The sequence below is a fragment of the Microbacterium sp. Root53 genome, from assembly GCF_001426925.1.
Lineage (GTDB): Bacteria > Actinomycetota > Actinomycetes > Actinomycetales > Microbacteriaceae > Microbacterium.
Genome location: NZ_LMFR01000021.1, coordinates 37,979 through 63,454 on the forward strand (window position 1 = coordinate 37,979; position 25,476 = coordinate 63,454).

General features: G+C 72.7%; 15 protein-coding genes, 1 tRNA gene and 1 pseudogene. 7 read left to right on the plus strand and 10 right to left on the minus strand.

Annotated elements, in window-relative coordinates; all coding sequences use genetic code 11:
* Positions 1–28: 28 nt before the first annotated feature.
* Positions 29–1,579 carry a multiple monosaccharide ABC transporter ATP-binding protein gene (mmsA, locus tag ASD19_RS09250; RefSeq protein ID WP_055991985.1) on the plus strand — a complete coding sequence of 517 codons (1,551 nt, stop codon included), beginning with the start codon at positions 29–31 and terminating at the stop codon, positions 1,577–1,579.
* Positions 1,576–2,760 carry a multiple monosaccharide ABC transporter permease gene (gene mmsB, locus ASD19_RS09255; protein ID WP_055991624.1) on the plus strand — a complete coding sequence of 395 codons (1,185 nt, stop codon included), beginning with the start codon at positions 1,576–1,578 and terminating at the stop codon, positions 2,758–2,760. Before mmsA ends, mmsB begins: the two co-directional genes overlap by 4 nt.
* 109 nt (positions 2,761–2,869) lie before the next feature.
* Here the strand turns inward: mmsB and ASD19_RS14940 are convergent.
* Positions 2,870–4,416: pseudogene (locus ASD19_RS14940) on the minus strand (ABC-F family ATP-binding cassette domain-containing protein); the annotation flags it as partial.
* A gap of 357 nt (positions 4,417–4,773) precedes the next feature.
* On the opposite strand from ASD19_RS14940, the gene ASD19_RS09265 reads away from it, so the two are divergent.
* Both ASD19_RS09265 and ASD19_RS14390 read left to right on the plus strand, forming a co-directional pair.
* On the plus strand, positions 4,774–6,114 hold the full coding sequence (locus ASD19_RS09265) for an MFS transporter (RefSeq protein ID WP_055991627.1): 1,341 nt from the start codon (positions 4,774–4,776) through the stop codon (positions 6,112–6,114).
* A gap of 65 nt (positions 6,115–6,179) precedes the next feature.
* Positions 6,180–6,252 (plus strand) — tRNA-Met (locus ASD19_RS14390).
* A 47-nt stretch (positions 6,253–6,299) separates the two neighbouring features.
* On the opposite strand, the gene ASD19_RS09270 is transcribed toward ASD19_RS14390, so the two are convergent.
* From ASD19_RS09270 to ASD19_RS14080, 4 genes are read right to left on the minus strand one after another with little or no spacing between them, the layout of a single operon-like run.
* Positions 6,300–7,418: an NAD(P)-binding domain-containing protein gene (locus ASD19_RS09270; protein ID WP_055991988.1), complete on the minus strand. Its 1,119-nt coding sequence runs from the start codon at positions 7,416–7,418 to the stop codon at positions 6,300–6,302.
* A gap of 56 nt (positions 7,419–7,474) precedes the next feature.
* The gene (locus ASD19_RS09275) at positions 7,475–8,335 is read right to left on the minus strand and encodes a DUF72 domain-containing protein (RefSeq protein ID WP_055991630.1); all 861 of its coding nucleotides are present in this window, start codon (positions 8,333–8,335) and stop codon (positions 7,475–7,477) included.
* Positions 8,332–9,474, minus strand: a complete 1,143-nt coding sequence (locus ASD19_RS09280) for a baeRF2 domain-containing protein (protein WP_055991634.1) — start codon at positions 9,472–9,474, stop codon at positions 8,332–8,334. The genes ASD19_RS09275 and ASD19_RS09280 overlap by 4 nt, the downstream gene beginning before the upstream one ends.
* Positions 9,467–9,814: a hypothetical protein gene (locus ASD19_RS14080; RefSeq protein WP_082543114.1), complete on the minus strand. Its 348-nt coding sequence runs from the start codon at positions 9,812–9,814 to the stop codon at positions 9,467–9,469. Before ASD19_RS14080 ends, ASD19_RS09280 begins: the two co-directional genes overlap by 8 nt.
* Positions 9,815–9,971: 157 nt before the next feature.
* On the opposite strand from ASD19_RS14080, the gene pepN reads away from it, so the two are divergent.
* Both pepN and pulA read left to right on the plus strand, forming a co-directional pair.
* Positions 9,972–12,473: an aminopeptidase N gene (pepN, locus tag ASD19_RS09290; protein WP_055991638.1), complete on the plus strand. Its 2,502-nt coding sequence runs from the start codon at positions 9,972–9,974 to the stop codon at positions 12,471–12,473.
* Positions 12,474–12,696: 223 nt separating this feature from the next.
* A complete protein-coding gene (gene pulA, locus ASD19_RS09295) occupies positions 12,697–18,498 on the plus strand; it encodes a pullulanase-type alpha-1,6-glucosidase (RefSeq protein ID WP_082543115.1) in 5,802 nt (1,933 codons plus the stop codon).
* Positions 18,499–18,526: 28 nt separating this feature from the next.
* Here pulA and ASD19_RS14395 read toward each other — a convergent pair whose 3' ends face one another.
* From ASD19_RS14395 to ASD19_RS09320, 5 genes are all read right to left on the minus strand, one after another.
* The gene (locus tag ASD19_RS14395) at positions 18,527–18,832 is read right to left on the minus strand and encodes a protealysin inhibitor emfourin (RefSeq protein WP_055991640.1); all 306 of its coding nucleotides are present in this window, start codon (positions 18,830–18,832) and stop codon (positions 18,527–18,529) included.
* A 10-nt stretch (positions 18,833–18,842) separates the two neighbouring features.
* A complete protein-coding gene (locus ASD19_RS09305; protein ID WP_082543116.1) occupies positions 18,843–20,033 on the minus strand; it encodes a M4 family metallopeptidase in 1,191 nt (396 codons plus the stop codon).
* Positions 20,030–20,764, minus strand: coding sequence for a low temperature requirement protein A (locus tag ASD19_RS09310; protein ID WP_055991643.1), 735 nt, complete (start codon positions 20,762–20,764; stop codon positions 20,030–20,032). Before ASD19_RS09310 ends, ASD19_RS09305 begins: the two co-directional genes overlap by 4 nt.
* Positions 20,765–20,845: 81 nt before the next feature.
* Entirely contained in the window at positions 20,846–22,147 is a 1,302-nt protein-coding gene (locus ASD19_RS09315; RefSeq protein WP_055991645.1) for an MFS transporter, read from the minus strand.
* Complete coding sequence (locus tag ASD19_RS09320; protein ID WP_055991648.1) at positions 22,144–23,241, minus strand: LOG family protein; 1,098 nt, start codon at positions 23,239–23,241, stop codon at positions 22,144–22,146. The genes ASD19_RS09315 and ASD19_RS09320 overlap by 4 nt, the downstream gene beginning before the upstream one ends.
* 78 nt (positions 23,242–23,319) lie before the next feature.
* On the opposite strand from ASD19_RS09320, the gene ASD19_RS09325 reads away from it, so the two are divergent.
* Positions 23,320–25,440, plus strand: coding sequence for a RecQ family ATP-dependent DNA helicase (locus ASD19_RS09325; RefSeq protein WP_055991651.1), 2,121 nt, complete (start codon positions 23,320–23,322; stop codon positions 25,438–25,440).
* Positions 25,441–25,476 lie beyond the last annotated feature (36 nt).

Below are 25,476 nucleotides of genomic sequence, written 5' to 3' on the forward strand. Positions count from 1 at the left end.
CGGATCCGACGAGACGAAGGACACCACGATGTCGGACGCCATCCTCGAGATGCGCAACATCACCAAGAACTTCCCCGGCGTGAAGGTGCTCAAGAACGTCAACCTGAGCGTGCGCCGCGGGGAGATCCACGCCATCTGCGGCGAGAACGGCGCGGGCAAGTCGACCCTCATGAAGGTCCTCTCCGGCGTGTACCCGCACGGCACGTACGACGGCCAGATCCTGCTGGACGGCGAGGAGGTGCGGTTCTCCTCGATCAAGGACTCCGAGGAGCACGGCGTCGTCATCATCCACCAGGAGCTCGCGCTCGTCCCGTTCCTGTCGGCGGCCGAGAACATCTTCCTCGGCAACGAGCGCGTGCGCGGCGGGCTGGTCGACTGGAACCAGACCAACGCCGAGGCCGCCGAGCTCATGGAGCGCGTCGGCCTGCACGAGAACCCGGTCACGCACGTCGGCCAGCTCGGCGTGGGCAAGCAGCAGCTCATCGAGATCGCCAAGGCGATGACGAAGGACGTGCGCCTGCTGATCCTGGACGAGCCGACGGCCGCGCTGAACGACACGGACTCCGAGCACCTGCTCGGCCTGCTGCGTCAGCTGCGCGACCAGGGCATCACGTGCATCATCATCAGCCACAAGCTCGGCGAGATCGAGGCCATCGCGGACTCGACCACGATCATCCGCGACGGCGAGACCGTCGAGACGATCGACATGCACGGTCCCGACGCCACACAGGAGCGGATCATCCGCGGCATGGTCGGCCGCGACCTGGAGCACCGCTTCCCGGAGCGCACGCCGCACATCGGGGAGGAGGTCTTCCGCGTCGAGGACTGGACCGTGCATCACCCCACGCAGCCCGGCCGGGTCGTCGTGGAGGGCGCCTCGTTCGACGTGCGGGCCGGCGAGATCGTCGGCATCGCGGGCCTGATGGGCGCAGGGCGCACCGAGCTGGCGATGAGCCTGTTCGGGCGCTCTTACGGCCGCGACATCTCGGGCCGGGTGTACCTGCACGGCCGCGAGATCCAGACCCGCACCGTCGGGGAGGCCATCGACAACGGCATCGCCTACGTGTCGGAGGACCGCAAGCACTACGGCCTCAACCTGATCAGCGACATCCGCACGAACATCTCGGCGGCGTCGCTCGAGAAGGTCTCCTCGAACGGCTGGATCAACGAGAACGAGGAGATCCAGGTCGCGCAGGAGTTCCGCCAGAGCATGAACATCAAGGCGCCCACCGTGATGGCCACGGTCGGCACCCTGTCCGGCGGCAACCAGCAGAAGGTCGTGCTGTCGAAGTGGCTCCAGAGCGCTCCCGAGGTCCTGATCCTCGACGAGCCCACGCGCGGCATCGATGTCGGCGCGAAGTACGAGATCTACACGATCATCAACCGCCTCGCCGAGGCCGGGAAGGCGGTCGTGATGATCTCGTCCGAGCTGCCCGAGCTGCTCGGCATGTGCGACCGCATCTACACCCTCGCCTACGGGCGGATCACGGGACAGCTCCCGGTCGCCGAGGCCACCCAGGAGAGCCTGATGGCCCTCATGACCATCGAGAAGAACACGCCGAAGGAGGAGGCGCGATGAGCAGCGCCCTCACGGATCTCAAGGATCTGTTCACCCGCAACCTGCGCACGTCCGGCATCTACATCGCGTTCGTCATCATCGTCGCGTTCTTCGCGATCGTCACCGACGGCGTGCTGCTGAGCCCCAACAACCTCACCAATCTGGTGCTGCAGTACTCGCACATCCTGATCCTCGCCCTGGGCATGATCATGGTGATCATCGCGGGCCACATCGACCTGTCGGTCGGATCGGTGGTGGCCCTCGCGGGCGCCGTCTCGGCCGTGCTCGTGATCAAGCAGGGCGCGCCCTGGTGGGTGGGCATCGTCGCGGCGATCGCGGTCGGCCTGGTGGTCGGCGCGTGGCACGGCTTCTGGGTGGCGATCGTCGGCATCCCGGCCTTCATCGTGACGCTCGCCGGCATGCTGCTGTTCCGCGGCGTGACCTACCTGGTGCTCGAGAACATCTCGCTCTCGCCCTTCCCGCGCGAGTACACGACCATCGCGACGGGCTTCCTGAACGGCCTGATCGGCGGCGACGGCTACGACGCGTTCACGGTCCTGATCGGCGCGGTCGCGGTGGCCGGCTTCGCGTGGTCGCAGTGGCGCACGCGCCGGGGCCGCATCAAGTACAAGCAGACCGTCGAGGCGATGTATCTGTTCGTGCTGAAGATCGTGCTGGTGGCGGCCGTCGTGATGGCCTTCGCGTGGCAGATCGCCCACAGCCGCGGTCTGCCGATCGTGCTGATCATCCTCGCGGTGCTGATCATGGTGTACCAGCTGATCACCACGCGCAGCGTGTTCGGGCGCCACGTGTACGCGATCGGCGGCAACCTGTCGGCCGCGCAGCTGTCGGGCGTGAACGTCAAGAAGGTCAACTTCTGGATCTTCGTGAACATGGGCCTGCTGTCGGGCATCGCCGGCGCGATCTTCTCGGCGCGCTCGAACGGCGCCCAGCCGGGGGCGGGCAACATGTTCGAGCTCGACGTGATCGCGGCGTGCTTCATCGGCGGCGCCTCGACCACGGGCGGTGTCGGCCGCGTCACGGGCGCGATGGTCGGCGGCCTCGTGATGGCCGTCATGTCGAACGGCATGCAGCTGCTCGGCATCGACCAGGCGACGCAGCAGATCGTGAAGGGCATCGTCCTGCTGATCGCCGTCGCGTTCGACATCTACAACAAGCGCCGCGCGGGCGCCGCGCGCTGAGGGATCCCGCTCCCGCCGGCTCGCGGAGCTGACGGACGGGACCCGCACGGTGGTGATCCAGGGCCCCGAGCGCGTCGCGCTCGTCGGGCCGAACGGCGCGGGCAAGACCGTCGATGCCGACGCGGCGCAGGAACGCATGGTCGTGACTGACGATCAGTACGGCGCCGCGGTAGGCCTCCAGCGCCTCGGCGAGCTGCTCGACGCTGGAGATGTCGAGATTGTTGGTGGGCTCGTCGAGGATGAGCAGCTGCGCCGGGGGATCCGCGAGCAGCAGCCGCCCGAGCGCCACTCGGAACCGCTCGCCCCCGGACAGCGTGCGGACCGGGCGATCGAGCGCGCTGCCGCGCAGCAGCAGTCTCGCCAGCTGGTTGCGCAGCTCGCCAGGGGCAGTGCCGGGTGCCGTGTCCCGCACGTTGTCGACCGCGGAGCGCGCGTCGTCGAGGTCGTCCAGACGCTGGCGCAGGTACCCGACCCGCGACGTGAGCAGCGTTCCGCGCACGGCGCCCGGGGGCGCTGCCGCGCCCGAGACCAGCTGCTCCAGCAGCGTGGTCTTGCCCGCGCCGTTCGGCCCGACGAGCGCGACGCGCTCGGGGCCCTGGATCACCACCGTGCGGGTCCCGTCCGTCAGCTCCGCGAGCCGGCGGTGAGGTGGATGTGCTCCTCGTCGCGCACCAGCGCGTCGGCGGCGTCCATCGCCTCCTGAGCGGCCTCGACCCGGCTGTCGAGCGTGCCGCGCAGCGATCCCGCGGTCGCCTGCGCCTTGCGGGCGAGGGCGTTCGCGAGGATCTTCGGCATGTTCTCGGAGGCCTTCTTCCCGGCCCGGGCGCGGGCCGCGATCTTGGCCTCGGCCTCTGCGCGCTGCCGCTTCTCGACCTTCAGCGCCTGCTTGGCGGTGCGCGCGGCCTGCGCAGCCGCGGCCTGATCCTGCTCGACGGACTCGCGGAACGCGCTGTAGGGGCCGCCGAACACCTCCAGGCGCGCGCCCCGGCCCCGGGCCTCCTGGCCGAGGCCGGTGGCGCGCAGCTCGGCGGTGTGCTCCATCCGCTCGAGCAGCTCGAGGTCGTGGCTGACGACGATAAGCGTCCCGGGCCAGGCGTCGACCAGGTCGCCGAGCAGCCCGCGGGTCGGCCGGTCGAGGTTGTTCGTCGGCTCGTCGAGCAGCGTGATGGGCGTGCGCCTCAGGCGCAGCCCGGTGAGCGCGATCAGCATCGCCTCGCCGCCCGACAGGCGGGCGACCGGGCGGTCGAGGTCGGCGGCCGAGAAGCCGATCTCGTGCAGGGCCTCGTCCGCGCGGGACTCGACGTCCCAGTCGTCGCCGACGGCGTCGAAGTGGCGCTCGTCGACGTCGCCCGACTCGATCGCGCGGAGCCCCGCGATCACGGGGGCGATGCCGAGCAGGTCGGCGACCGTGGCGTCGTGGTCGAGGGTGAGCGTCTGCGGCAGGTAGCCGACGTCGCCCGCGGTCTCGATCCGGCCGCGGGTCGGGGCGAGCAGGCCGGCGATGAGCCGGAGCAGCGTCGACTTGCCGACGCCGTTGCGGCCGACCAGACCGGTGCGGCCCATGGGCAGCGTGCCGTTCAGGCCGTCGAGGGCGGGCGAGCCGTCGGGCCACTCGAACGCGAGGTCGCGGAGGGTGACGGAGGTGGGGGCTGGCATGAGTGTGGGACCTTTCGGCGGTGCGGATGCGCACGGGCCGGTCGAGGTCGACGCGCGTCCGCGGGCGCCGGAGGGCGTGCGGACGGGGATCCGATCGGGTGAGGAATCGCTGCGCGTCACCGTCGGCCGGAACGGCGCGAGAACGGTGGGGCGCGAACGCGGGGCCCTGAGCCATCTGTGCGATGGGGGCGGCGTTCGGCTAGATCCTGTCGACCTCGATCTCCATGCGCTCACCGTAGCATCCGCGCACGTGCGGCGTCCCGGAGGATGCTGACACGGAGGCGCTCGCACGGTCGGTGTGGGAGTCTCGGATCAGCGGTCGACGACGGCGTCTCGCTCAGCACGAAGTGGCACCTGATGGGCATCGCGGGGGAACAGCCGGCCTCCGATTCGCTCAACACCCGTGACCTGCGCCGCGTGCTCGGCTCGTCGTTCATCGGCAGCGTGATCGAGTACTACGACTTCATCCTGTACGCGACCGCGGTCGCCCTGATCTTCGACAAGGTGTTCTTCGGCGACCAGCCCGACGGGATCGGCCTGCTGGCCTCGTTCGCGACGCTCGCGGTGGGCTACCTCGCGCGGCCCCTCGGCGGCATCCTGTTCGGCCACTTCGGCGACATCCTCGGCCGCAAGCAGATGCTCGTGCTGTCCATGCTGATGATGGGCGTCGCGACCGTCGCGATCGGCCTGCTGCCCACGCCCGCGATGATCGGCGTCGCGGCCCCGATCATCCTGGTGCTGCTGCGCATCGTGCAGGGCATCTCGGTCGGCGGCGAGTGGGGTGGCGCGACGCTCATGGCTCTCGAGCACGCGCCCGAGCGCAAGCGCGGCTTCGCGGCCGCGTTCGCCAACGCCGGCGGTCCCGCGGGCGGGCTGCTGGCGACCTTCGTGGTGTCCGGGGTCTCGGCGCTCACAGGTGACCAGTTCCTGGTGTGGGGCTGGCGCATCCCCTTCCTCTTCTCGGCTCTGCTGATCGTCGTCGGTCTCGTCATCCGGCTGAAGGTGGCCGAGTCGCCCGTGTTCGAGCGGCTGGAGGCGGAGGCGGCGGAGCGCACGCAGCGTCGCCGCATCCCGCTGACGCGCGTGCTCACCGGGCACCCGCGCGTCGTGATCCTGACCCTCGTCGCCTCGCTCGGGTTCTACGCGTGCCAGGGCATCCTGACGTCGTGGGGTGCGTCCGAGGCGACCGGCGCGGGCGTCGCGCGCGAGGCCGTGCTCAACATCAAGGGCCTCGCGGCGGTCGTCACGATCGTCGTGTCGTTCGCCGCGGCACGCCTCTCCGACCGGATCGGGCGGCGCACGGTGCTGACGATCGGCGGCGTGCTGGGGGTGCTGTGGGCCTTCCCGGCGCTCGTGCTGCTGCACGACGGCACGGCATGGGGCTTCGCGATCGCGGTGGTGGTCGGCAACGGTCTGATCCAGGGCATCCTCGCCGGCCCGATCGGCGCGTACATCTCGGAGCAGTTCCCGCCGGACGTGCGCTACACGGGCGCCTCGCTCGCGTACCAGGGTGCGTCGACGCTCGGCGCCGGCTTCACACCCATGATCGCGACCGCCCTCATGGTCGTCGGCGGCATCGGGGCGGTCGCCGGGTTCTGGATCGTCGTCCTGGTGCTCGGACTGATCGCCGTGCGGCTCTCGCGTGAGGGCGCCGTGCTGACGCCGCGGGCCGGAAAGCGCCGAGCGGCGCGCGCCTGAGCGATTCCGCAACATCTCGTCACGGGGCTGGGTGATGCGGGCATCCGGACGTACCGTGGGGTCATCGCGGCGATCCGGGTGGTCCCGGGCCCCGGCTCATACCCGGCGGCGTTGCGGGTTCGACTCCCGTCGCCGCGTCTGATCGGGCGGCGCATCGCCCTTCTGACGTGCCGTCCTTCCGGCCGTCAGACCGCCACGTCCTCCTCGGCCCAGCCCTCGTCGAGGTAGCGCACGAGGCCCGCGACGGCTTCGCGGCCGGCCCGGTTGGCGCCCACGGTCGACTGAGACGGACCGAAGCCGATCAGGTGGACGCGCGGCTCGCCGCGCACCTGCGTGCCGCGCATCGTGATGCCGCCCAGCTCGTTGCGCAGGTACAGCGGGTCGAGGTGGCGCAGGTCGGCCTTGAAACCCGTGGCCCACAGGATCGCGTCGAGCGGCGTGAACGAGCCGTCGGCCTCCCGCACGCCCTCGGGCTCGATCCGCGTGAACATCGGGCGGCGCACGAGGGCGCCGCGCGCCTGGGCCGCGCGCGCGTACCGCGACCAGCCGAGCCCGGTGTAGCCGACGACGCTCCCGGTGGGCCGGCCCGCCTCCACATCGGCGATGACCTTGTCGATCGTGCTCCGACCCGTGGTCTCGGGGTCGAACTCGCCCTCGATGAAGACCGGCTCGCGGCGCGTGTACCAGAAGGTGTCGGCGACGCGGGAGATCTCCTCGAGCTGCTGGATGGCCGAGATCCCGCCGCCCACGATCGCGACCCGCTTTCCCGCGAAGTGCTCCAGCGCGCCGTAGTCACGCGTGTGGAGCTGTCGGCCGCGGAACGTCTCCTTGCCGGGGTAGGAGGGCAGCACAGGGTTGTTCCACGTGCCGGTCGCGTTGACGAGCGCGCGGGCGGTCCACGTGCCGTGGTCGGTGCGCACGATCAGGTCGCCGGTCTCGTCGTCGTCCGCGTAGTCCACGCTGTCGACCCGCACGGGGCGGAGGATCGGGAACGCGTAGCGGTCCTCGAACTCCGCGAAGTAGCGCGGCACGGCCGTGCGGCTGGGCTCGTCGGCGTCCATGGCCGGCTGCGGCAGACCCGGCAGGTCGAAGATCCGGTTCAGGTTCGCCACGTGCAGCGACTCCCAGCGGTGCTGCCAGGCCCCGCCGGGCGCTGGGTTCGCGTCCAGCACGACGTATGTGCGCTCGCCGCCCGGGCGCTCGAGCGCGCTCTGGAAGCCCTGGCGGCGCAGGTGGTACGCGGCCGACAGCCCCGCCTGGCCCGCGCCGATCACGACGACGGTCGCCCGGCGGTCGGCGGGCATGCGGAGGGCGTCGGTCACGTCCCCATTCAACCGAATGGACCGGGCGCGCATTCCCCTCAGCCGGCCGGCACCGCCGCGAGCCGGGCCTCGAGCGCGACGGCGTCGTGCGGCGCGAACCCGCGGCCGTCGTTGTCGAAGTACACGTAGACGTCGCGCGGAACGCCGTCGGGACACCCTGTGCCGTCCGCCCATGCGCGCACGCGCGCAGCCCATTCGTCGAGCTCCTCCGCGGTGTACCCGCTCATGTAGAGCTCCTGCGAGCCGTGCAGCCGGACGTACACGTGATCGGACGTGACGGCGTCGAACATCGGGAACTTCTGCGCGCTGTCGGCGACCACGAGGGCCACGTCGCGCTCCCGGAGCATCTCGGTGAACGCCGGATCCGCGAAGCTCTCCGAACGGGGCTCGATGGCGTGCCGCAGCGGGCGGTCCTCGTCGATCTCCAGCCACGTGCGCCCCGTGAGCCGGCTGTCGTGCCCGCGCGCGATCTCGAGCGCGGCGGCTGTCGTGCGCGGCAGCGAGGCCAGGAACGCGTCGAGCGTGTCGGGTTCGAACGGATGGCGCGCCGGCAGCTGCCAGAGGATGGGCCCCAGCTTCGGTCCGAGCGCGAGCGGCCCCGAAGCGAAGAAGTTCGACAGGGCGGTGCCGGCGCTGCGCAGGCGGAGCATGTGCGTGATGTAGCGCGGTCCCTTGACCGCGAACACGAAACCGCCCGGCACGCTGTCGCGCCACCGGACGTAGCTCTCGGGGCGCTGCAGCGAGTAGAAGGAGCCGTTGATCTCGGCGCTCGACATGCGCTCGCCGATGTACTCGAGCTCGCGCCGCTGCACCAGGCCGCGCGGGTAGAAGTCTCCGCGCCAGCTGGGGTAGCGCCAGCCGGAGACCCCCACCCGCACGAGACCCGGTGCGGTGGTCATCCGCCGTCCGCCCACCTCAGCGACGCGAGCGGCTCGGCCGGCGGGCGCCCGTCCCGGGGCTCGCCATCGGGCAGGTCGTCCTCGATCACGAGCACGCGCGCGCCGCTCAGCACGGCCGCGCGGGCCAGCGCCTCGGCGGCCTGCACGGGGCCGAGCGAGCCGGCCGCGAGCTCGTCGCCGCGCTGTCGCGCGATCCACGGCTGCGTGTCGAGTGCGACCAGGGTCTCGTCGGAGTCGGCGAGACGCGCATCCAGCAGCAGCGTGTCCACGCGCGCCTGCTGCAGCGCCGCGACGACGTCGCCGAAGCCGCGCGCTCCCGACGCGCCGTGACCGGCGGCCGCGCGGTCGCGGGCCTCGGCGATCTCGGCGTCGATGCCCGCCTGCACGGCGCGCGAGACGGCGTCGTCGAGCGCGCCGTCGTCGGAGCCCTCCGCCTTGGTGTGCGCGTCGACCTCGAGGACGAGCCCCCGCGACGCGAGCGCGAGGCGCTCGAGCAGCAGCTGTCGCGCTCGCACGTCGCCTGCGACGACCACGAACCGCGGCCGCCGCTCGCGCACCAGCCGGTCGACCGCCTCGGCCACCTCGGCCTGGTTGTGCTCCCAGATGTCCTCGGAGTGGTTCTGGTATCTGCGGTGCGACCATCCGCCGGCCTGCACCTTGTTGAGGCTGTCGGTGCGGCCCTCGATCTCGGTCGTCTCGGTGTCGCGCGCGCCGCGCTGCGCCTGGCACAGGCTGAGCCGGGCGCCCTCGCGCGCGGTCTCGACGACCAGATACGGGACGACGCCCGCGCGATGCCGCAGGAGCGGCAGGATGCGGGGGAGCGGCCCGTGCTCCAGCACCTCGCCCCCGCGCCGGGCGCCGACGAAGGACTCGTCCAGGACCGCGCGGCCGCCGCGGACGAGCAGCACGCGCGTGGACGGGCTCGGCAGGCCGTCGCCCTCGTCGAGCGCCTCTGCGACGGCGCGGACGTCGTCGCCCGGCGCTCCGAGGTCGCCCAGCGTGTCGGTCACCGCGCGGCGCCGAGCCAGCTCCTCGGCCTGGGGACGCCCGCCGCGGCCGTCGACGACCACGGTCGTCCACGGCCCGGGCTCGGCGAGCAGGTCGGCCAGATCGGCGGTCTTCACGCCGGTGTCACTCATCCGCGCCGCCCTCCTCGACCCCGCGGTCGTCGAGAAGATCCTCGGGCGCGTCCTCCTCCGAGGCGCCGCGCCGCGGCGGCTCGACGTCGTCGGCGACCGGTGCGTCCCCCACCGGCGCCTGCTCGAGCGCGCCGTCCTCGGTCTCCGCGCCGGGCGCGGTCTCGTGCCGGAACGCCCGACCGACGTCCGGCGCATCCGTGTCATCGGTCAGCGGCTCGGTCTCGCGGAACGGCTCGGCGTGCGGGGCGCCGTGTCCCTGCACCATGCCGCGCGATTCCTGCGCCAGCTGCTCGTCCGTTCGGGGACCGTGCGTGGTGTTGCCTCGCTCGGAATCGGTCATGATCGTGCTCCCTTCCGGATCGGTGTGCTCCCGACCGTAGGTCGCCGGCGCATCCTGCCGAACGGGGTTGACGATGCCCCACTGCGGCGGTACGGCCGGCGATCCGCGGCCGTGCCGGTGAACCGGACACTCGTCCCCGACGTGGAACGATGGACGGATGACCTCCGCCAACGCCGCCGCCAACCTCTCCCGCGACGAGACGGCCGCGCGCTCCGCGTCGATCTCGCTCCGCGACGTGCGCGTCGAGCTCGACCTGACGGGTGCGCCCGACGCCGGGCGCACGGGATTCCCGACCGTCGTGACGCTGGAGTTCGACGCGACCGTGGAGGCGACCTGGGTCGACTTCATCGGCGAGTCGGTCGAGCGGGTGGTCGTGAACGGCGTCGACCGGGACGTCGCGTGGGACGGCGCACGCATCCTGCTCGCGGGGCTCGAGGGTGAGAACGTCGTGCGCATCGAGGCCGTCGGCGCCTACAGCCGCTCGGGCGAGGGCCTGCACCGGTTCCGGGACCCGGTGGACGGCGAGACCTACCTGTACACGCAGTACGAGCCCGCCGACGCGCGCCGCGTCATGCCGTGCTTCGAGCAGCCCGACATGAAGGCGCGCTTCACGTTCGTCGTGTCGGCGCCCGCCGGCTGGCACGTGCTCTCGAACCAGGCCGCCGTCCGCACCGAGGTGCACGGCGACGCCCAGACGGTCGAGTTCGCGCCGACCCTGCCGCTGTCGAGCTACATCACGGCGGTCGCGGCAGGGCCGTACCACGGCGCGAGCGGGGAATGGTCGCGCGACGGGCTCACGGTGCCCCTGGGCGCATACTGCCGCGCCTCGCTCGCGCGGCACTTCGATGCCGATGAGATCCTCGAGATCACGCGTCAGGGCCTCGACTTCTTCCACGAGGCGTTCGGCTTCCCCTACCCGTGGTCGACGTACGATCAGGTGTTCGTGCCCGAGTACAACCTCGGGGCGATGGAGAACCCCGGCCTGGTGACCTTCACGGAGGCGTACGTCTTCCGCGGCGCGTCGACCGACGCGCAGCACGAGGCGCGCGCCAACACGATCCTGCACGAGATGGCGCACATGTGGTTCGGCGATCTCGTGACCATGCGCTGGTGGGACGACCTGTGGCTCAAGGAGTCGTTCGCCGACTACATGGGATCGCACGCCTCGGCGGCCGCGACCCGGTTCGCGGACACGTGGGTGTCGTTCGCCGCGCGCCGCAAAGCGTGGGCCTATCAGCAGGACCAGCTGCCCACCACCCACCCGATCGTCGCCGACATCCCCGATCTCGAGGCGGCCAAGCTCAACTTCGACGGCATCACCTACGCGAAGGGCGCGTCGGTGCTCAAGCAGCTCGTCGCGTACGCGGGCGAGGACGCGTTCTTCGAGGGGGCCCGCCGCTACTTCCGGGCCCACGCATACGGCAACACCACGCTCGACGACCTGCTCGCCCACCTCGAGGCGGCGTCGGGCCGCGACCTGCGCGCCTGGTCGGCCGCCTGGCTCGAGACCACCGGCATGTCGACCCTGACGTACGACCGCGAGGCCGGCGAGCTGATCCAGACGGATCCGCGCCCGCACCGGCTCGCGATCGGCTGCTACGCGCTCCGCGACGGACGGCTCGAGCGGAACGCCCTGGTGGAGGCCGACCTCCGCGACGAGCGGACGCGCGTCGAGCTGCCCGACGCCGACCTCGTGCTCATCAACGACGGGGACCTGACCTACGCCAAGGCGCGGCTCGACGCGCGCTCGCTCGACGCCGTGGAGGAGGCGCTGTCCACGCTGGAGGACGCGCTCGCCCGGGGCCTGGTGTGGTCGGCGCTGTGGAACGCCACCCGCGACGGCGAGCTGCCCGCGCGCCGCTATCTCGAGATCGTCCGCCGCCACGCGCCCGGCGAGGCGCACGTCGGCCTGCTCGGCGGCGTCACCGGCAACGCGGCGTTCGCGATCGGCCACTACGTGCCGATCGAGGCCAGGGCCGAGGAGCGCCGCGCGTGGCTCGACCTGACGTGGGCGCAGACCCAGGCGGCCGCGCCGGGAGGCGACGCGCAGCTCGCGTGGGCGCGCGCCCTCTCGGGCGCCGCGGCGTTCGACGACGCCCGGGCGGGCGAGCTGCGCGCCATGCTCGACGGCGCGGCGCCCGTGCCGGCTGGGCTGCCGCTCGACGCCGACCTGCGCTGGTCGTGGCTGACCGCGCTCGCCGCCACGGGTCACGCGGGCGAGGCCGACGCGGACGCCGAGCTCGCGCGCGACGACACCGCCACCGGACGCACCGCCCGCATCCGGGTGCTCGCGGCGCGCCGCGACGCCGACGTGCGTGCGGCCGCATGGCACGCGGCGTGGGACGACCGCTCCCTCACGAACGACCACCTCGACGCCACGATCGCCGGGGCGCGGACGGGGGAGAGCCGCTCGATGCTCGCGCGGTTCGACGACGAGTACTTCGCCCGGATCCGCGACACGTGGTCCGAGCGCTCGATCGAGATCGCGCGGCGCCTCGTCACGGGGCTGTTCCCGGCATCCGACTCGCTCGAACCCGTCGACGCGTGGCTCGCGGCGAACGCCGACGCGCCCGGCGCGCTGCGGCGGCTCGTGATCGAGCAGCGCGACCACCTCGCCCGCGATCTGCGCGTGCGGGAAGCCTCCCTCCGCGGTCGCTGAGCGGAGACGAAACGGAGGCGAAACGACGGAAGCCGCCACCGCCATCCGTTCTGTAAGCGCTTGCACTCCCGTCGCTCACCGATGCTCCCGCTGTGCGGGCCATCGCTGTAACGCGCGATCAGTCCGGATGTAACGCGTGCAAGCGCTTGCAGATCCAGCGTGCGCGTTGCTACGGTCGCGGGGACGCCCCGCGTCGCCGTTCCCGTGCATCGATGGAGATGACTTGTCGAAGACGACCCGCGCGCACCGCCGCGCCCTCGCCCTGCTGACCATCCCGGCCCTCGCGCTGTCGGGCGCCGCGGTCACGTCGCTCCCGGCCGCGGCCGCCGAGCGATCCGTCGCGCTCGTGGGCAGCCTGCAGTCCGAGCTCGGCTGCACCGAGGACTGGCAGCCCGCCTGCGCCGACACCGAGCTGCTGCCCACGGGGACCGAGGGGGTGTACGCCGCCGAGTTCGCCGTGCCGGCCGGATCGTACGAGTACAAGGTCGCCCTGAACGACACGTGGGACGAGTCCTACGGCCTCGACGGCGGCGGCGACAACATCCCGCTCACCGTGGCGGGCCCGGCGAGCCTGAGGTTCGTGTTCGACGACAACCGCAAGCGGGTGGGCGTCGAGGTGACGGGCCTTCCCGGCGAGTACACGGACGCCGACGCCGCGCTCGCGGCCGCCCCCGTGCGTCAGCCGGGCGGAGACGAGCGCTTCTACTTCGTCATGACCGACCGGTTCGCGAACGGCGACACCGCGAACGACACGGGCGGGATCGAGGGCGACCGCTTCGCGCACGGCTTCGACCCGACCGACAAGGGCTTCTACCAGGGCGGCGACATCGCGGGCCTGCGGTCGAAGCTCGACTACATCGAGGGTCTCGGCACGACCGCGATCTGGCTCACGCCGAGCTTCGCCAACCGCCCCGTGCAGGGGACCGGCGCGAACGCGAGCGCCGGCTACCACGGCTACTGGATCACCGACTTCACGCGGATCGACCCGCACCTCGGCACGAACGAGGAGCTCGCCACGCTGATCGACGAGGCGCACGCGCGCGGCATCAAGGTGTACTTCGACATCATCACCAACCACACCGCCGACGTGATCGACTACGCCGAGGCGCAGTACTCGTACGTCGACCAGGCGACGAGCCCGTACACCGACGCCGACGGCAACGTGTTCGACCCCGCCGACTACGCGGGCGGCGACACGTTCCCCGCGATGGACGCGGCCACCTCCTTCCCGTACACGCCGGTCGTGACGGACGCCGAGGCCAAGACCCCGGCGTGGCTCAACGACCCGACGCTGTACCACAACCGCGGCAACTCGACCTGGAGCGGCGAGTCCGTCACCTACGGCGACTTCGACGGCCTCGACGACCTGATGACCGAGCACCCCACCGTCGTGAACGGCTTCGTCAACGTCTACCAGGACTGGATCGACCTCGGCATCGACGGCTTCCGGATCGACACCGTCAAGCACGTGAACTTCGAGTTCTGGGAGCGCTGGACCACCGAGGTCCTGGACTACGCGCATGCGCAGGGCAAGAGCGACTTCTTCATGTTCGGCGAGGTGTACGACGCCGACCCGGTCAAGCTGTCGCCCTACGTGCGCGACACCGACATGAACTCGGTCCTGGACTTCGCGTTCCAGTCGTCGGCCGTCGGATTCGCCGGCGGCAACTCCGCCAAGGGGCTGCAGGGTCTCTTCGCCGGGGATGACCGCTACACGACGCCGGACTCGTCGGCCCACGCGCTGCCGACGTTCCTCGGCAACCACGACATGGGCCGCGTCGGCCACTTCCTGCTGAACACGGGCGAAGCGCTCGAGCGCGACGAGCTCGCTCACGAGCTGATGTTCCTCACGCGTGGTCAGCCCGTCGTCTACTACGGCGACGAGCAGGGCTTCGCGGGCCTGGGCGGTGACAAATCCGCCCGCCAGACGCTGTTCGCGAGCCAGGTCGCCGAGTACGCGGACCAGCCCCTCGTCACGGGCGAGAACGCCGGGTCGGTCGACCGCTACGACACCGCCGCACCGCTCTACGGTCACATCTCGGCGCTCGCGGCGCTGCGCGACGAGCACAGGGCGCTCGCCACCGGCGCGCAGATCGAGCGTCACGCCGACAGCGGCGCGGGCGTCTACGCGTTCTCGCGCGTGGACCGCGACGAGAAGGTCGAGTACCTGGTGGCGGTGAACAACGCCGAGGAGGCGCGCGAGGTCACGCTGACGACGCTCACGGCCGACGCCGCATACGCCCCGGTGTACGGCGCGGAGGCGGGCATCGCGAGCGACGCCGCGGCATCCGCGACCGTCACGGTGCCGGCCCTGAGCGCGGTCGTGTACCGCGCCGACCGCGCCGTCACGGCCGACGCTGCGGCCCCCGCGGTCGCCGTCGCGGTGCCGGCGGCCGGTGCCGGCCTCGAGGGCCAGGCCGCGGTGTCGGCGGACGTCGAGGGCGACCGCTGGATCGAGACGAGCTTCGCGTGGCGGGTCGCGGGGGAGAGCGAGTGGCGTCCGCTCGGCACCGCCGAGGACACCACGCCGCGCGTGTTCCACGACGTCGCCGGCCTGGCCCGCGGCACCCTGGTCGAGTACCGCGCCGTCGTGACCGACGCCGCGGGGAACCGCTCGGCCGCGTCGACGTACGCGTCGGTCGGCAACGCGGTCACGCTGGCCGAGACCGAGGAGCCCGAGAACCCGATCGAGATGGTGACGGTCCCCGGCAGCCACAACTCCGAGCTCGGCTGCGCCGGCGACTGGGACCCGGCGTGCGAGGCGGCGAAGCTCTCGCTGCGCGCCGACGGCGTGTACGAGGCGACCTTCGACCTGCCCGCGGGCGACTACGAGTACAAGATCGCGATCGACGGCAGCTGGGCCGTGAACTACGGCGTCGGCGGCGTGCGCGACGGGGCGAACTACGCGTTCACGCACGGCGGCGGCCCGATCACCTTCGTGTTCGACCCGCGCTCGAACGCCGCGCAGTCCACGGCCGAGGGCCCCATGGTCACCGTGCCGGGAAGCTTCCAGAGCGAGATCGGCTGCGCGGGCGACTGGGCGCCGGACTGCCTGGCCTCGCTGCTGCTCGACGGCGACCGCGACGGCGTGTACGAGCTCACCACGGATGCGATCCCCGCGGGCTCGTACGAGGCCAAGGTCGCGCACGGTCGCAGCTGGGCCGAGAACTACGGCGCTGACGGCGCGCGCGACGGCGCGAACATCGCATTCAGCGTGGACGACGGCACCCCGGTCGCCTTCCGATACACGATCGCCGACCACCGGCTCGAGATCACGGCCGCGGCCCCGCCGCTGGCCGGCACGGGCGAGGAGCGCGCGCACTGGATCGACGCGGAGACCATCGCATGGCCGGCCGACCTCGGCTCGGCCGAGAGCGCGTCGTACGCGCTGCACGCGTCCGACGAGGCGGGCCTCGAGGTCGTCGACGGGCAGGTCGCGGGCGGCGAGGGCATCGCGCTTGCGGTGGTCGACGGCGGCCTCACCGAGGCGCAGCGCGAGCGCTTCCCGGCGCTCGCCGACCACCTCGCGCTGCGGATCGAGGGGCAGGACGCCGCGGCGCTCGTGCGAGGGCAGCTCGCGGTCTCGCAGACCGCGCCCGACGGCACGCTCACGGCGTTCACGGGCGTCCAGATCCCGGGCGTGCTCGACGACCTCTATGCGGAGGCGCTCGAGGACGTGGACCTCGGCGTGACGTTCCGCGGCAAGACCCCCACGTTCCGGCTGTGGGCGCCCACGGCGCAGACCGCGACCCTGCTCACGTGGGAGGCGGGCGCCGACGGCGACCCGGTGCGACACGAGGCGGACTTCGACGCGGCCTCGGGCGCCTGGGAGGTGCGCGGCACGCGCGCCCTCAAGGGCGACGAGTACGCGTGGGAGGTGCGCGTCTACGCGCCGACCACCGGCGCGATCGAGACCAACGTGGTGACCGACCCCTACTCGGTCGCCCTCACGGAGAACTCGGAGCGCTCGGTCGCGATCGACCTGCGGGACGGCGAGTGGCGCCCGCGCGCGTGGCGCGACGCCCCGGATCCGGATGTCGAGCAGGACGTGGACCGCGCGATCTACGAGCTGCACATCCGCGACTTCTCGATCACCGACGAGACGGTTCCCGAGGAGTTGCGCGGCACCTACGGGGCGTTCACGCGCGACAGCGACGGCACGGATCAGCTGCGCCAGCTCGCGGACGCCGGCATCACGACCGTGCACCTGCTGCCCTCGTTCGACATCGCGACGATCCAGGAGGATCGCGACGCGCAGGCGACGCCCGACTGCGACCTCGCGGCGCTGCCGCCGGCATCCGACCAGCAGCAGGCCTGCGTCGGCGCGGTCGCGGGTCAGGACGGCTTCAACTGGGGCTACGACCCGTACCACTTCACGGTGCCCGAGGGCTCGTACGCGGTCGACCCCGACGGCGGCGCGCGCGTCGCCGAGTTCCGCTCCATGGTGGGCGCGCTGCACGGTATGGGCCTCGAGGTCGTGCTGGACCAGGTGTTCAACCACACGGCGCAGTCCGGTCAGGGGGAGCGGTCGGTGCTCGACAGGGTCGTGCCGGGCTACTACCACCGCCTCAACGCGGCCGGCGCGGTCGAGAAGTCGACGTGCTGCGAGAACGTCGCCACCGAGCACGCGGCCGCCCAGAAGCTCATGGTCGACTCGGTCGTCACGTGGGCGCGCGACTACAAGGTCGACGGGTTCCGCTTCGACCTGATGGGACACCACTCGACCGCGAACATGGCGGCCGTGCGCGAGGCGCTCGACGCCCTGACCCTCGAGGACGACGGCGTCGACGGGACGACCGTGTACCTGTACGGAGAGGGCTGGGACTTCGGGGAGGTCGCGGGCGACCGGCTGTTCGAGCAGGCCAAGCAGGGCAACCTCGGCGGCACGGGCATCGGCACGTTCAACGACCGGCTGCGCGACGCGGTCCACGGCGGCAGCCCCGTCGACTCCTCGTCGACCTTCCGGCAGGGCTTCGGCACGGGCCTGGGGGTCGACCCGAACGGCGATGCGATCAACGGCTCGACCGAGCAGGCGCTCGCCGACCTCGGGCACGAGACCGACCTGGTCAAGCTGGGCCTCGCGGGCAACCTGCGCGACTACGAGCTGCGCGCGTCGAACGGCGAGGTGCTGCGCGGCGATCAGCTCGACTACCGCGGGTCGCCCGCAGGCTACGCCGACGAGCCGGCCGAGGTCGTCAACTACGTCGACGCGCACGACAACGAGACGCTGTACGACCTGTCGGTGCTCAAGCTGCCGCGCGACACGGCCATGTCCGACCGCATCCGGATGAACACGCTGTCGCTCGCGACCGCGACGCTGTCGCAGTCCGTGTCGTTCTGGCACGCGGGCACCGAGCTGCTGCGCTCGAAGTCGCTCGACCGCAACAGCTACGACTCGGGCGACTGGTTCAACCGCATCGACTGGTCGGGGCAGGAGTCCACGTTCGGATCGGGCCTGCCGCCCAAGGCCGACAACGGCGGCAAGTGGGGCATCATGGCGCCGCTCCTGGGCGACCCCGCGCTCAAGCCGACCGCGGACGACATCGCGACGGCCGAGGCCGCGGCCCTTGACCTGCTGCGGGTGCGCTCGTCGGTCGACCTGCTCACGCTGGGATCGGCGGACCTCATCCACGAGAAGGTGTCGTTCCCGCAGACGGATGCCGCGGGCTCGATCGTCATGCTCGTCGACGACACGGTCGGCGCCGACGTCGACGCGGCCCTGGAGGGCGCCCTGGTGGTCTTCAACGCCTCGCCCGAGCCGCTGACCCAGGTCGTCGACGGCCTGGAGGGCCGTGGCTTCACCCTCGCGGACGCCCTCGCGGACGGCTCCGACCCGATCGTCAAGGGCACCACGTGGGATGCCGCCACGGCGACCGTCACGGTCCCGCCGCGCACGGTCGCCGTGCTGGTCGAGCGCGGCTGGTCTGATGACACGTGTTCTCACCGGCGGCACGTCATCCGGGTGCCTGTGATGTCTCAGGACATCACAGGTCATCCGGGTGCCCGGATCGCGTGTCCCCGGTGAGAACACGTGTTGTGAGGAGCAGGGGTGGTCAGCCCGCGCCGTCGGGCGCCGCCGGTGGCGGCGGGGCGGCCGGGCGGCCGCGCTCGCGCACGCGCTCGACGAGGATGCGCCAGGGGCCGCGCAGCTGGCGCTCCGCGAGCACGACCTCGTGCTTCTCGCAGCGGATCCGGTAGATGTAGCGGTCGGGCTCGGGCGGGGCGGGCGGCACGTCGTCCCACGGCATCGACTCCACGAGCTCGCGCCACGCGGCGCGGTCGGGCTGCGCCTCGACGTGCACCTCCCACGTCGCGCGGATGCCGGCGAACCCGCCGGTCCTCGAGACGGTCACCCTCATGCGGGCAAGGCTAGTCCCGCGACATCGCCTGCCGCAGGCGTCCGGGCGCGACGCCGACCGCGTCCCACGCGGCGGCCACGGCGTCGGCCTCCGCCGATCCTTCGCCGTAGAGCTCGCGGCCGACCGCGATCGTCGTGGCGGCGAACTGCGCGAACGTGGCGGTCGCGGTGAGCCGGTCGCCCGTGAGCGCCTCGTACCAGATGCGGCCGGCCCGCTCCCACGCGTGGCCGCCCAGCGTCTCGGCGAGCACCACGAAGGCCCGGTTCGGGATGCCCGAGTTGATGTGCACGCCGCCGTTGTCGTCGGTCGTCTCGACGAAGTCGCGCATGTGCGCCGGCTGCGGGTCCTTGCCGAGCACCGGGTCGTCGTACGCCGTGCCGGGCGCGCGCATCGAGCGGATCGCCACGCCGCGCACCCGCTCCGTGAAGATGCCCGCGCCCACCAGCCAGGTCGCCTGATCGGCCGTGTGGCTCTGCAGTCGCTGCTCGACCAGCGCGCCGAACACGTCGGACACGTGCTCGTTGAGCGCGCCCGACTGCCCCTGGTACACGAGGTTGGCGGTGCGCTCGGTGACCCCGTGCGCGAGCTCGTGGCCGATGATGCTGAGCGAGCCGGTGAAGCCGCGGAAGATCTCCCCGTCCCCGTCGCCGAAGACCATGCGGGCGCCGTCCCAGAACGCGTTGTCGTAGCGGTCGCCGAAGTGCACGGTCGCGTCGAGCCGCATCCCGGCCCCGTCGATGGAGTCGCGCCCGAAGGCCTCCCAGAACAGCGCGTAGGTGTCGCCGAGCCCGTCGTAGGCCTGGGCCACCGCGAGGTCGCCCGTGTCGGGTTCGCCCTCGGCGCGCACCTGCTCGCCCGGCAGGTCCTCGGTGCCCTTGGCGTCGAAGATCAGCCGATCGGGCTGCCCCGGGGGCGTCGAGCCGGTGACCGGCTGCTGCAGCCCCGGCCGCGTCGACGGCCGGACCAGGCCCGGCAGTCCCGGCTCGCCGTTGCGGCGCTCGGCCCGGAACGGTCCGTCGATCCCGAGCGTGCGGCGGGCGGCCTCGGGGGCGTGCTCGAGCTCGACGCCCTCGCCGTCATCCAACCGGGCGATCCGCCGCAGCAGGAACGGCGGCACGATGCCGCGATGGACCGGCCCGTGCGCGACGGGCGGGCGGGCGCCGGCCGGGGCCTGGGGGTTCTCGGGTGCCGGGGGAGTCATACCCCGATGCTGTCAGCACCCGCGGACATCCGCACGGCCCGCGCGGGCGCGCCGCGGATCAGCCGCGCGCGCCGAGCTCCTCGAGCGCCGCGGCCTGATGGCGGTGCCCGAAGCCCGTACCGCTCCGCGATGTGGTGCGGGTGCCAGGGCGTGCCACGGCCGCGCTCGGCGAGCACCGGCACGAGCATCTCCAGCGCCGCGAACACCGCGAACAGGGCGAGCGCGACGGGCAGCGGCGGGTCGACGAAGATCTGGACGATCCATCCGATCTGCAGCGCCCCGACCATCCCGGCGTAGCGGAGGGCGGTCGCGCGGTGCTCGGCGCTGTGCCGCGCCGCGCGCAGCCAGAGCCAGATGCCGCTCGCGCGCATCACGACGTACCCGGCCACCACGACGGCGTTGTCCAGGTGGTGGCCCTCGTCGATCGAGTGGAACAGATCCGGCAGGCCCAGGGCGAGGATGATCACGCCCACCATCTGGACCATGGTCGCGACCCGGAACACCACGTCGTCGTTGTCGGACGCCGACGCGAGCCACGTGTAGTTGATCCACGCCCACGTCACCGCGAACACCGCCAGGACGAATCCGACGGCGGCGGCGGCGATGTGCCCGAGCTCCAGGAGATGGGCGGCCTGCGTTCCCGCCTGGCTGAACGCCACGACGAACGTCAGGTCGTACAGCAGCTCGAGCGGTGTGGCCGAGCGGTGCGTCTCGCGGGGGTCGCGGCCCACATGCGGCGGCGCCGGTGGTGGAGCGGACCGGGCGCGTGAGGCGACGTCATGCCCACATCGTGTCACGGCCGCGGGCGGGCATCACCGGTCGAGCAGGTAGGCGCGGGTGCGGGCGCGCTCGCGGAGGATCATGGCGATCCCGAGCAGCCAGAGCGGGATCTGCGTCGCGAACGCCCAGCGGAACGCGTCGGCCGAGTAGAGCTCGGGCGAGCCGGCGCCCTGCACGTCCATCGCGATGCCGATGAACAGGATGGCCAGGAGCCCCGCCAGGAAGCCGCCGACGTTCGTGACGCCGGTCGCCGTGCTCAGCCGGTGCGCCGGATTGTGCGCGCGGGCGAAGTCGAACGCGACCATGGACGCCGGTCCGCCCGCCGCGAGCGCGACCACGAGCACGACGAGGAGCCACACGGGCGCGGGCGAGGGCCGCAGCAGGACGACGCTCCACACCAGCAGCTGCACCCACACGGCCGGGAGCACCAGGAGCCGGGAGCGCCGGTGCGGGTGCCGCGCCGAGAGCGCCCCGACCACGGGACCGAGCACGATGCCCGCGACGACGTAGATGCTGGTCACGGTCGCGGCCTGCGCGGTGCTGAGGCCCTCGCCCGCCGTGAGGAAGGGCACGCCCCACAGCATCACGAACGCCGACCCGGCGAACGGCGTGGTGAAGTGCGTCCAGAAGGCGAGCCGCGTGCCGGGGTGGGACCACGCCGCCCGGATGCCCTGCCGCGTGTCGATCGACGACGTCACGACCGTGATCGCGCCGGTGTCGGTGTCGACCGAGAGGTCGGCGGGCAGCTGCGGCGGATGGTTCCGGACGATGAGCGCGATCAGCACCGCGAACACGAGCGCGGAGCCCGCGAGCGCCCCGAACGCGACCTGCCAGCTCGTCGCGTGCAGCAGCAGGGGGAGCGGCACGAGGGCCACGACCTGGCCGAGCTGGCCCAGGATGCCCGTGAGCTGCATCATGAGCGAGCCGCGCTGGGCCGGGAACCACGTGGCGATCAGGCGCAGCACGCCCGGGAAGATGGCGGCGTCGCCGGCGCCGAGCAGCATGCGCGCCGCGATGGCCACGCCCACGTCCGGGGACAGGGCCATGACGACCTGGCCGGCCGCCATGAGCACCATCCCGAGCGCCATGATGGGGCGCGCGCCCCACCGGTCGAGCCACACGCCCACCGGCAGCTGCATGAACCCGTAGACGGCGAGCTGGAGCACCGCGAACATCGACAGGGTCGAGGCGTCGGCCTCGAACCGGTGCGCGGCGTCGACGCCGACGCCCGACAGCGAGGTGCGGTTGGTGATGGCGAGCACGTACCCGAGCACGCCGATGCCCCACATCAGCCACATGCGCCAGGACGGCGCGGGCGCGTACGCGGTGCTCATGCGCCGCGCGTCACGATCTCGGCGGCCTCGTCGACCGTCTCGACCAGGTGGACGTGCGGCTCCATGGGCCGCCCCTTCGCGAGCGCCCGCAGCAGCGCCCACGCCGGCAGGGTCTCGGTCCAGTGCTCCCGGCCCACGAGCACCATGGGCGCGATCGCGTCCTCGCTCGCGTAGTAGTTCTCGCACGCGTCCTGGAAGATCTCCTGCACCGTGCCGCCCGCGCCCGGCAGGAACACGATCCCGCTCGCGCACACCTGCAGCAGGATCGCCTCGCGCTGCGCGTTGCGGAAGTACTTCGCGATCGCGGTCGCGAACAGGTTGGGAGGCTCGTGCCCGTAATGCCAGGTCGGCACGCCCAGCGTGTCCGTCGCCGGCACGTCCGCCGCCTGCGTCAGCACCACGCGCGCCGCCGCGAGCCACGCGTCGACCGACGGGTGGTAGGAGGGTGCGGTCGCGAGCGTGACGAGCGCCTCGTCGAGGACCATCTCGTCGGCGGCGCTCAGGCGCGCGCCGAGATTGGCCGCCTCCATCGCCCCCGGCCCGCCGCCGGTCGCCACCGTGAAGCCGGCCCGGCCGAGCAGGCGACCGAGGCGCGCCGCGCCGGCGTAGTCGCGCTCGCCGCGGCGCATGGCGTGCCCGCCCATGACGCCGACGAGGCGCCGTCCGGCGACCCATCCGGCCAGGGCGCGGTCGATTCCGTCGTCGTGGAGCACGCGCCCGAGCAGCGCGTCGGGCGCATCGTGCCCCTGCGACCACGCGTACGCGCGCCCGTCGAGGCTGCCGCGATAGTCCGGGGTGTCGTAGAGCTCGTCGGCCGTGTACAGCGTCGCGCGGTGCGGATCGGCCGGCGCGGCGCTCACGTCCGGCAGGATGAGCGCGCCGCGTGCGGCGTGCAGCAGCTCGTCGCCGGGGGCGAACGTGCAGCCCGCGAACGTCGTGCGGGACGTGTCCCGGTCCGCGAGCTCCCGCGAGCGGTCCCGCAGATCCAGCCCGATCAGGCGCCAGCCCGTGAGGTGCCGCGCGCCTTCCGCCAGACGCCGGTCGAGCTCCGCCAGCGACTCGACCGTGACGATCCGTCCCGCGCGGTGCTTCATCCTGCCTCCTCGGATCCAGTCTGCCCCACGGTGCGCGGGCGGTCGTCCGATGTCGGCGGGGCCTGCGAGGCTGGACGCATGTTCCACGATCCCTCGCCCGCCGACGTGCCCTCCGATGCGCTCCGGGATGAGGCGCTCGCCGCGCTGCGCCGCCTCGTGGGGCGGGACGAGGCGGTGTTCCACGAGGGGCAGTACGAGGCGATCGAGGCGCTGGTCGGGCGCCGGCGCCGCGCGCTCGTGGTGCAGCGCACCGGATGGGGCAAGTCCGCCGTGTACTTCGTGGCCACGCGGCTGCTGCGGGATCGCGGGGCCGGGCCGACCGTGCTCGTGTCGCCCCTGATCGCCCTCATGCGGGATCAGATCGAGGCGGCCGCGCGGGCAGGCGTGCGCGCGGTCGCGATCAACTCGACGAACGCGCACGAGTGGGCCGAGGTGCTCGCGCGGCTGGACGCCGACGAGGTCGACGTGCTGCTGGTGTCGCCCGAGCGCCTGAACAACCCGTCGTTCCGCGACGAGCAGCTGCCCGCGCTGGTGCGCCGCATCGGCATGCTCGTGGTCGACGAGGCGCACTGCATCAGCGACTGGGGCCACGACTTCCGGCCCGACTACCGCCGGCTCCGCGATCTCATCGCGCAGATGCCCGCGGGCGTGCCCGTGCTGGCGACGACCGCGACCGCGAACAGCCGCGTCGTCGCGGACGTCGTCGAGCAGCTCGGATCGCAGGACGTGACCACGATCCGCGGTCCGCTGGCGCGGTCGTCGCTGCGCCTGGGCGTGCTGCGCCTGCCCGACGCCACAGCCCGGCTCGCATGGCTGCTGAGCCACCTCGACGAGCTCCCCGGCTCCGGGATCATCTACACGCTCACGGTGGCCGCCGCGGTCGACACCGCGCGGCTGCTGCGCGAGCACGGGCACGCGGTGCGGGCCTACACGGGCCAGACCGACGCCGACGAGCGCGCGGAGTCCGAGGCCATGCTCAAGCGCAACGAGGTCAAGGCGCTCGTGGCGACGAGCGCGCTCGGGATGGGCTTCGACAAGCCCGACCTCGGCTTCGTGCTGCACCTCGGGGCGCCGTCGTCGCCCGTGGCGTACTACCAGCAGGTCGGCCGCGCGGGCCGCGCGACGGACTCGGCCGACGTCGTGCTGCTGCCGGGCCCCGAGGACCGGGACATCTGGCACTACTTCGCGACCGCCTCCATGCCGGATCAGGAGCGCGCCGAGCGCGTGCTCGCCGCGCTCGGCGCGGCGGCCGCTCCGCTGTCGACGCCCGCGCTGGAGGCGATCGTGGACATCCGGCGCACCCCGCTCGAGCTGCTGCTCAAGGTGCTCGATGTCGACGGCGCGGTCCGGCGGGAGCGCGGCGGGTGGGTCGCGACCGGGGCGCCGTGGGACTACGACGCCGAGCGGTATCAGCGGATCGCCGCCGCGCGCCGCGCCGAGCAGGACGACATGCTCGCGTACGAGAGCACCACCGGGTGCCGCATGGAGTTCCTGCAGTGCCGCCTCGACGACGACACGGCCGTCCCGTGCGGACGGTGCGACAACTGCGCGGGTCCGTGGCTCTCCGCCCGCATCGAACGCGACGTGACGGCACAGGCCGCCTCCGCGCTCGACCGCGTCGGGGTGCCGATCGAGGTGCGCCGGCAGTGGCCGTCCGGCCTCGACCGCCTCGGGGTGCCGCTGACCGGGCGGATCGCCCCGGGCGAGCAGGCGCTCGAGGGACGCGCGCTCGCGCGCCTCACCGACCTCGGCTGGGGCGGCGCCCTGCGGGAGCTGTTCGCGGCCGGCGCCCCCGACCAGGACGTACCGCCCCGGCTCCTCGACGCGTGCGTGCGGGTGCTGGCGGAGTGGGGCTGGGAGCGGCGCCCCGCGGCGGTCGTCTCCGTGCCGTCGCGCACGCGACCGCGGCTGGTGACGTCGCTCGCGCACGGGCTCGCGCAGATCGGCCGGCTGCCGTACCTCGGCGACCTGGCCGCCGATCCGGCGGCGCCGGCCGGCCGACCCGACGGCAACAGCGCCTTCCGGGTGGCCGACGTGCACGGGCGGTTCGACGCCTCCGGGCTCGCGCTGCCCGACGGCCCCGTCCTGCTGGTGGACGACCTGGCCGACAGCCGCTGGACGCTCACCCTGGCGGCGCGCGAGCTGCGCCGCGCCGGAGCGGAGTCGGTGCTGCCCTTCGCGCTCGCGCTGCGCGCCTGAGAGGCTCCCGGGCCGGCGGGCCGTGACCGGCACGTA

What these genes read in the sequence shown, in the direction of transcription:
- mmsA (WP_055991985.1), top strand. Translation starts at nt 29, where the DNA reads ATGTCGGACGCCATCCTCGAGATGCGCAACATCACCAAGAACTTCCCC.
- mmsB (WP_055991624.1), top strand. Translation starts at nt 1,576, where the DNA reads ATGAGCAGCGCCCTCACGGATCTCAAGGATCTGTTCACCCGCAACCTG.
- ASD19_RS09265 (WP_055991627.1), top strand. Translation starts at nt 4,774, where the DNA reads ATGGGCATCGCGGGGGAACAGCCGGCCTCCGATTCGCTCAACACCCGT.
- ASD19_RS09270 (WP_055991988.1), bottom strand. Translation starts at nt 7,418, where the DNA reads ATGCCCGCCGACCGCCGGGCGACCGTCGTCGTGATCGGCGCGGGCCAG.
- ASD19_RS09275 (WP_055991630.1), bottom strand. Translation starts at nt 8,335, where the DNA reads ATGACCACCGCACCGGGTCTCGTGCGGGTGGGGGTCTCCGGCTGGCGC.
- ASD19_RS09280 (WP_055991634.1), bottom strand. Translation starts at nt 9,474, where the DNA reads ATGAGTGACACCGGCGTGAAGACCGCCGATCTGGCCGACCTGCTCGCC.
- ASD19_RS14080 (WP_082543114.1), bottom strand. Translation starts at nt 9,814, where the DNA reads ATGACCGATTCCGAGCGAGGCAACACCACGCACGGTCCCCGAACGGAC.
- pepN (WP_055991638.1), top strand. Translation starts at nt 9,972, where the DNA reads ATGACCTCCGCCAACGCCGCCGCCAACCTCTCCCGCGACGAGACGGCC.
- ASD19_RS14395 (WP_055991640.1), bottom strand. Translation starts at nt 18,832, where the DNA reads ATGAGGGTGACCGTCTCGAGGACCGGCGGGTTCGCCGGCATCCGCGCG.
- ASD19_RS09305 (WP_082543116.1), bottom strand. Translation starts at nt 20,033, where the DNA reads ATGACTCCCCCGGCACCCGAGAACCCCCAGGCCCCGGCCGGCGCCCGC.
- ASD19_RS09315 (WP_055991645.1), bottom strand. Translation starts at nt 22,147, where the DNA reads ATGAGCACCGCGTACGCGCCCGCGCCGTCCTGGCGCATGTGGCTGATG.
- ASD19_RS09320 (WP_055991648.1), bottom strand. Translation starts at nt 23,241, where the DNA reads ATGAAGCACCGCGCGGGACGGATCGTCACGGTCGAGTCGCTGGCGGAG.
- ASD19_RS09325 (WP_055991651.1), top strand. Translation starts at nt 23,320, where the DNA reads ATGTTCCACGATCCCTCGCCCGCCGACGTGCCCTCCGATGCGCTCCGG.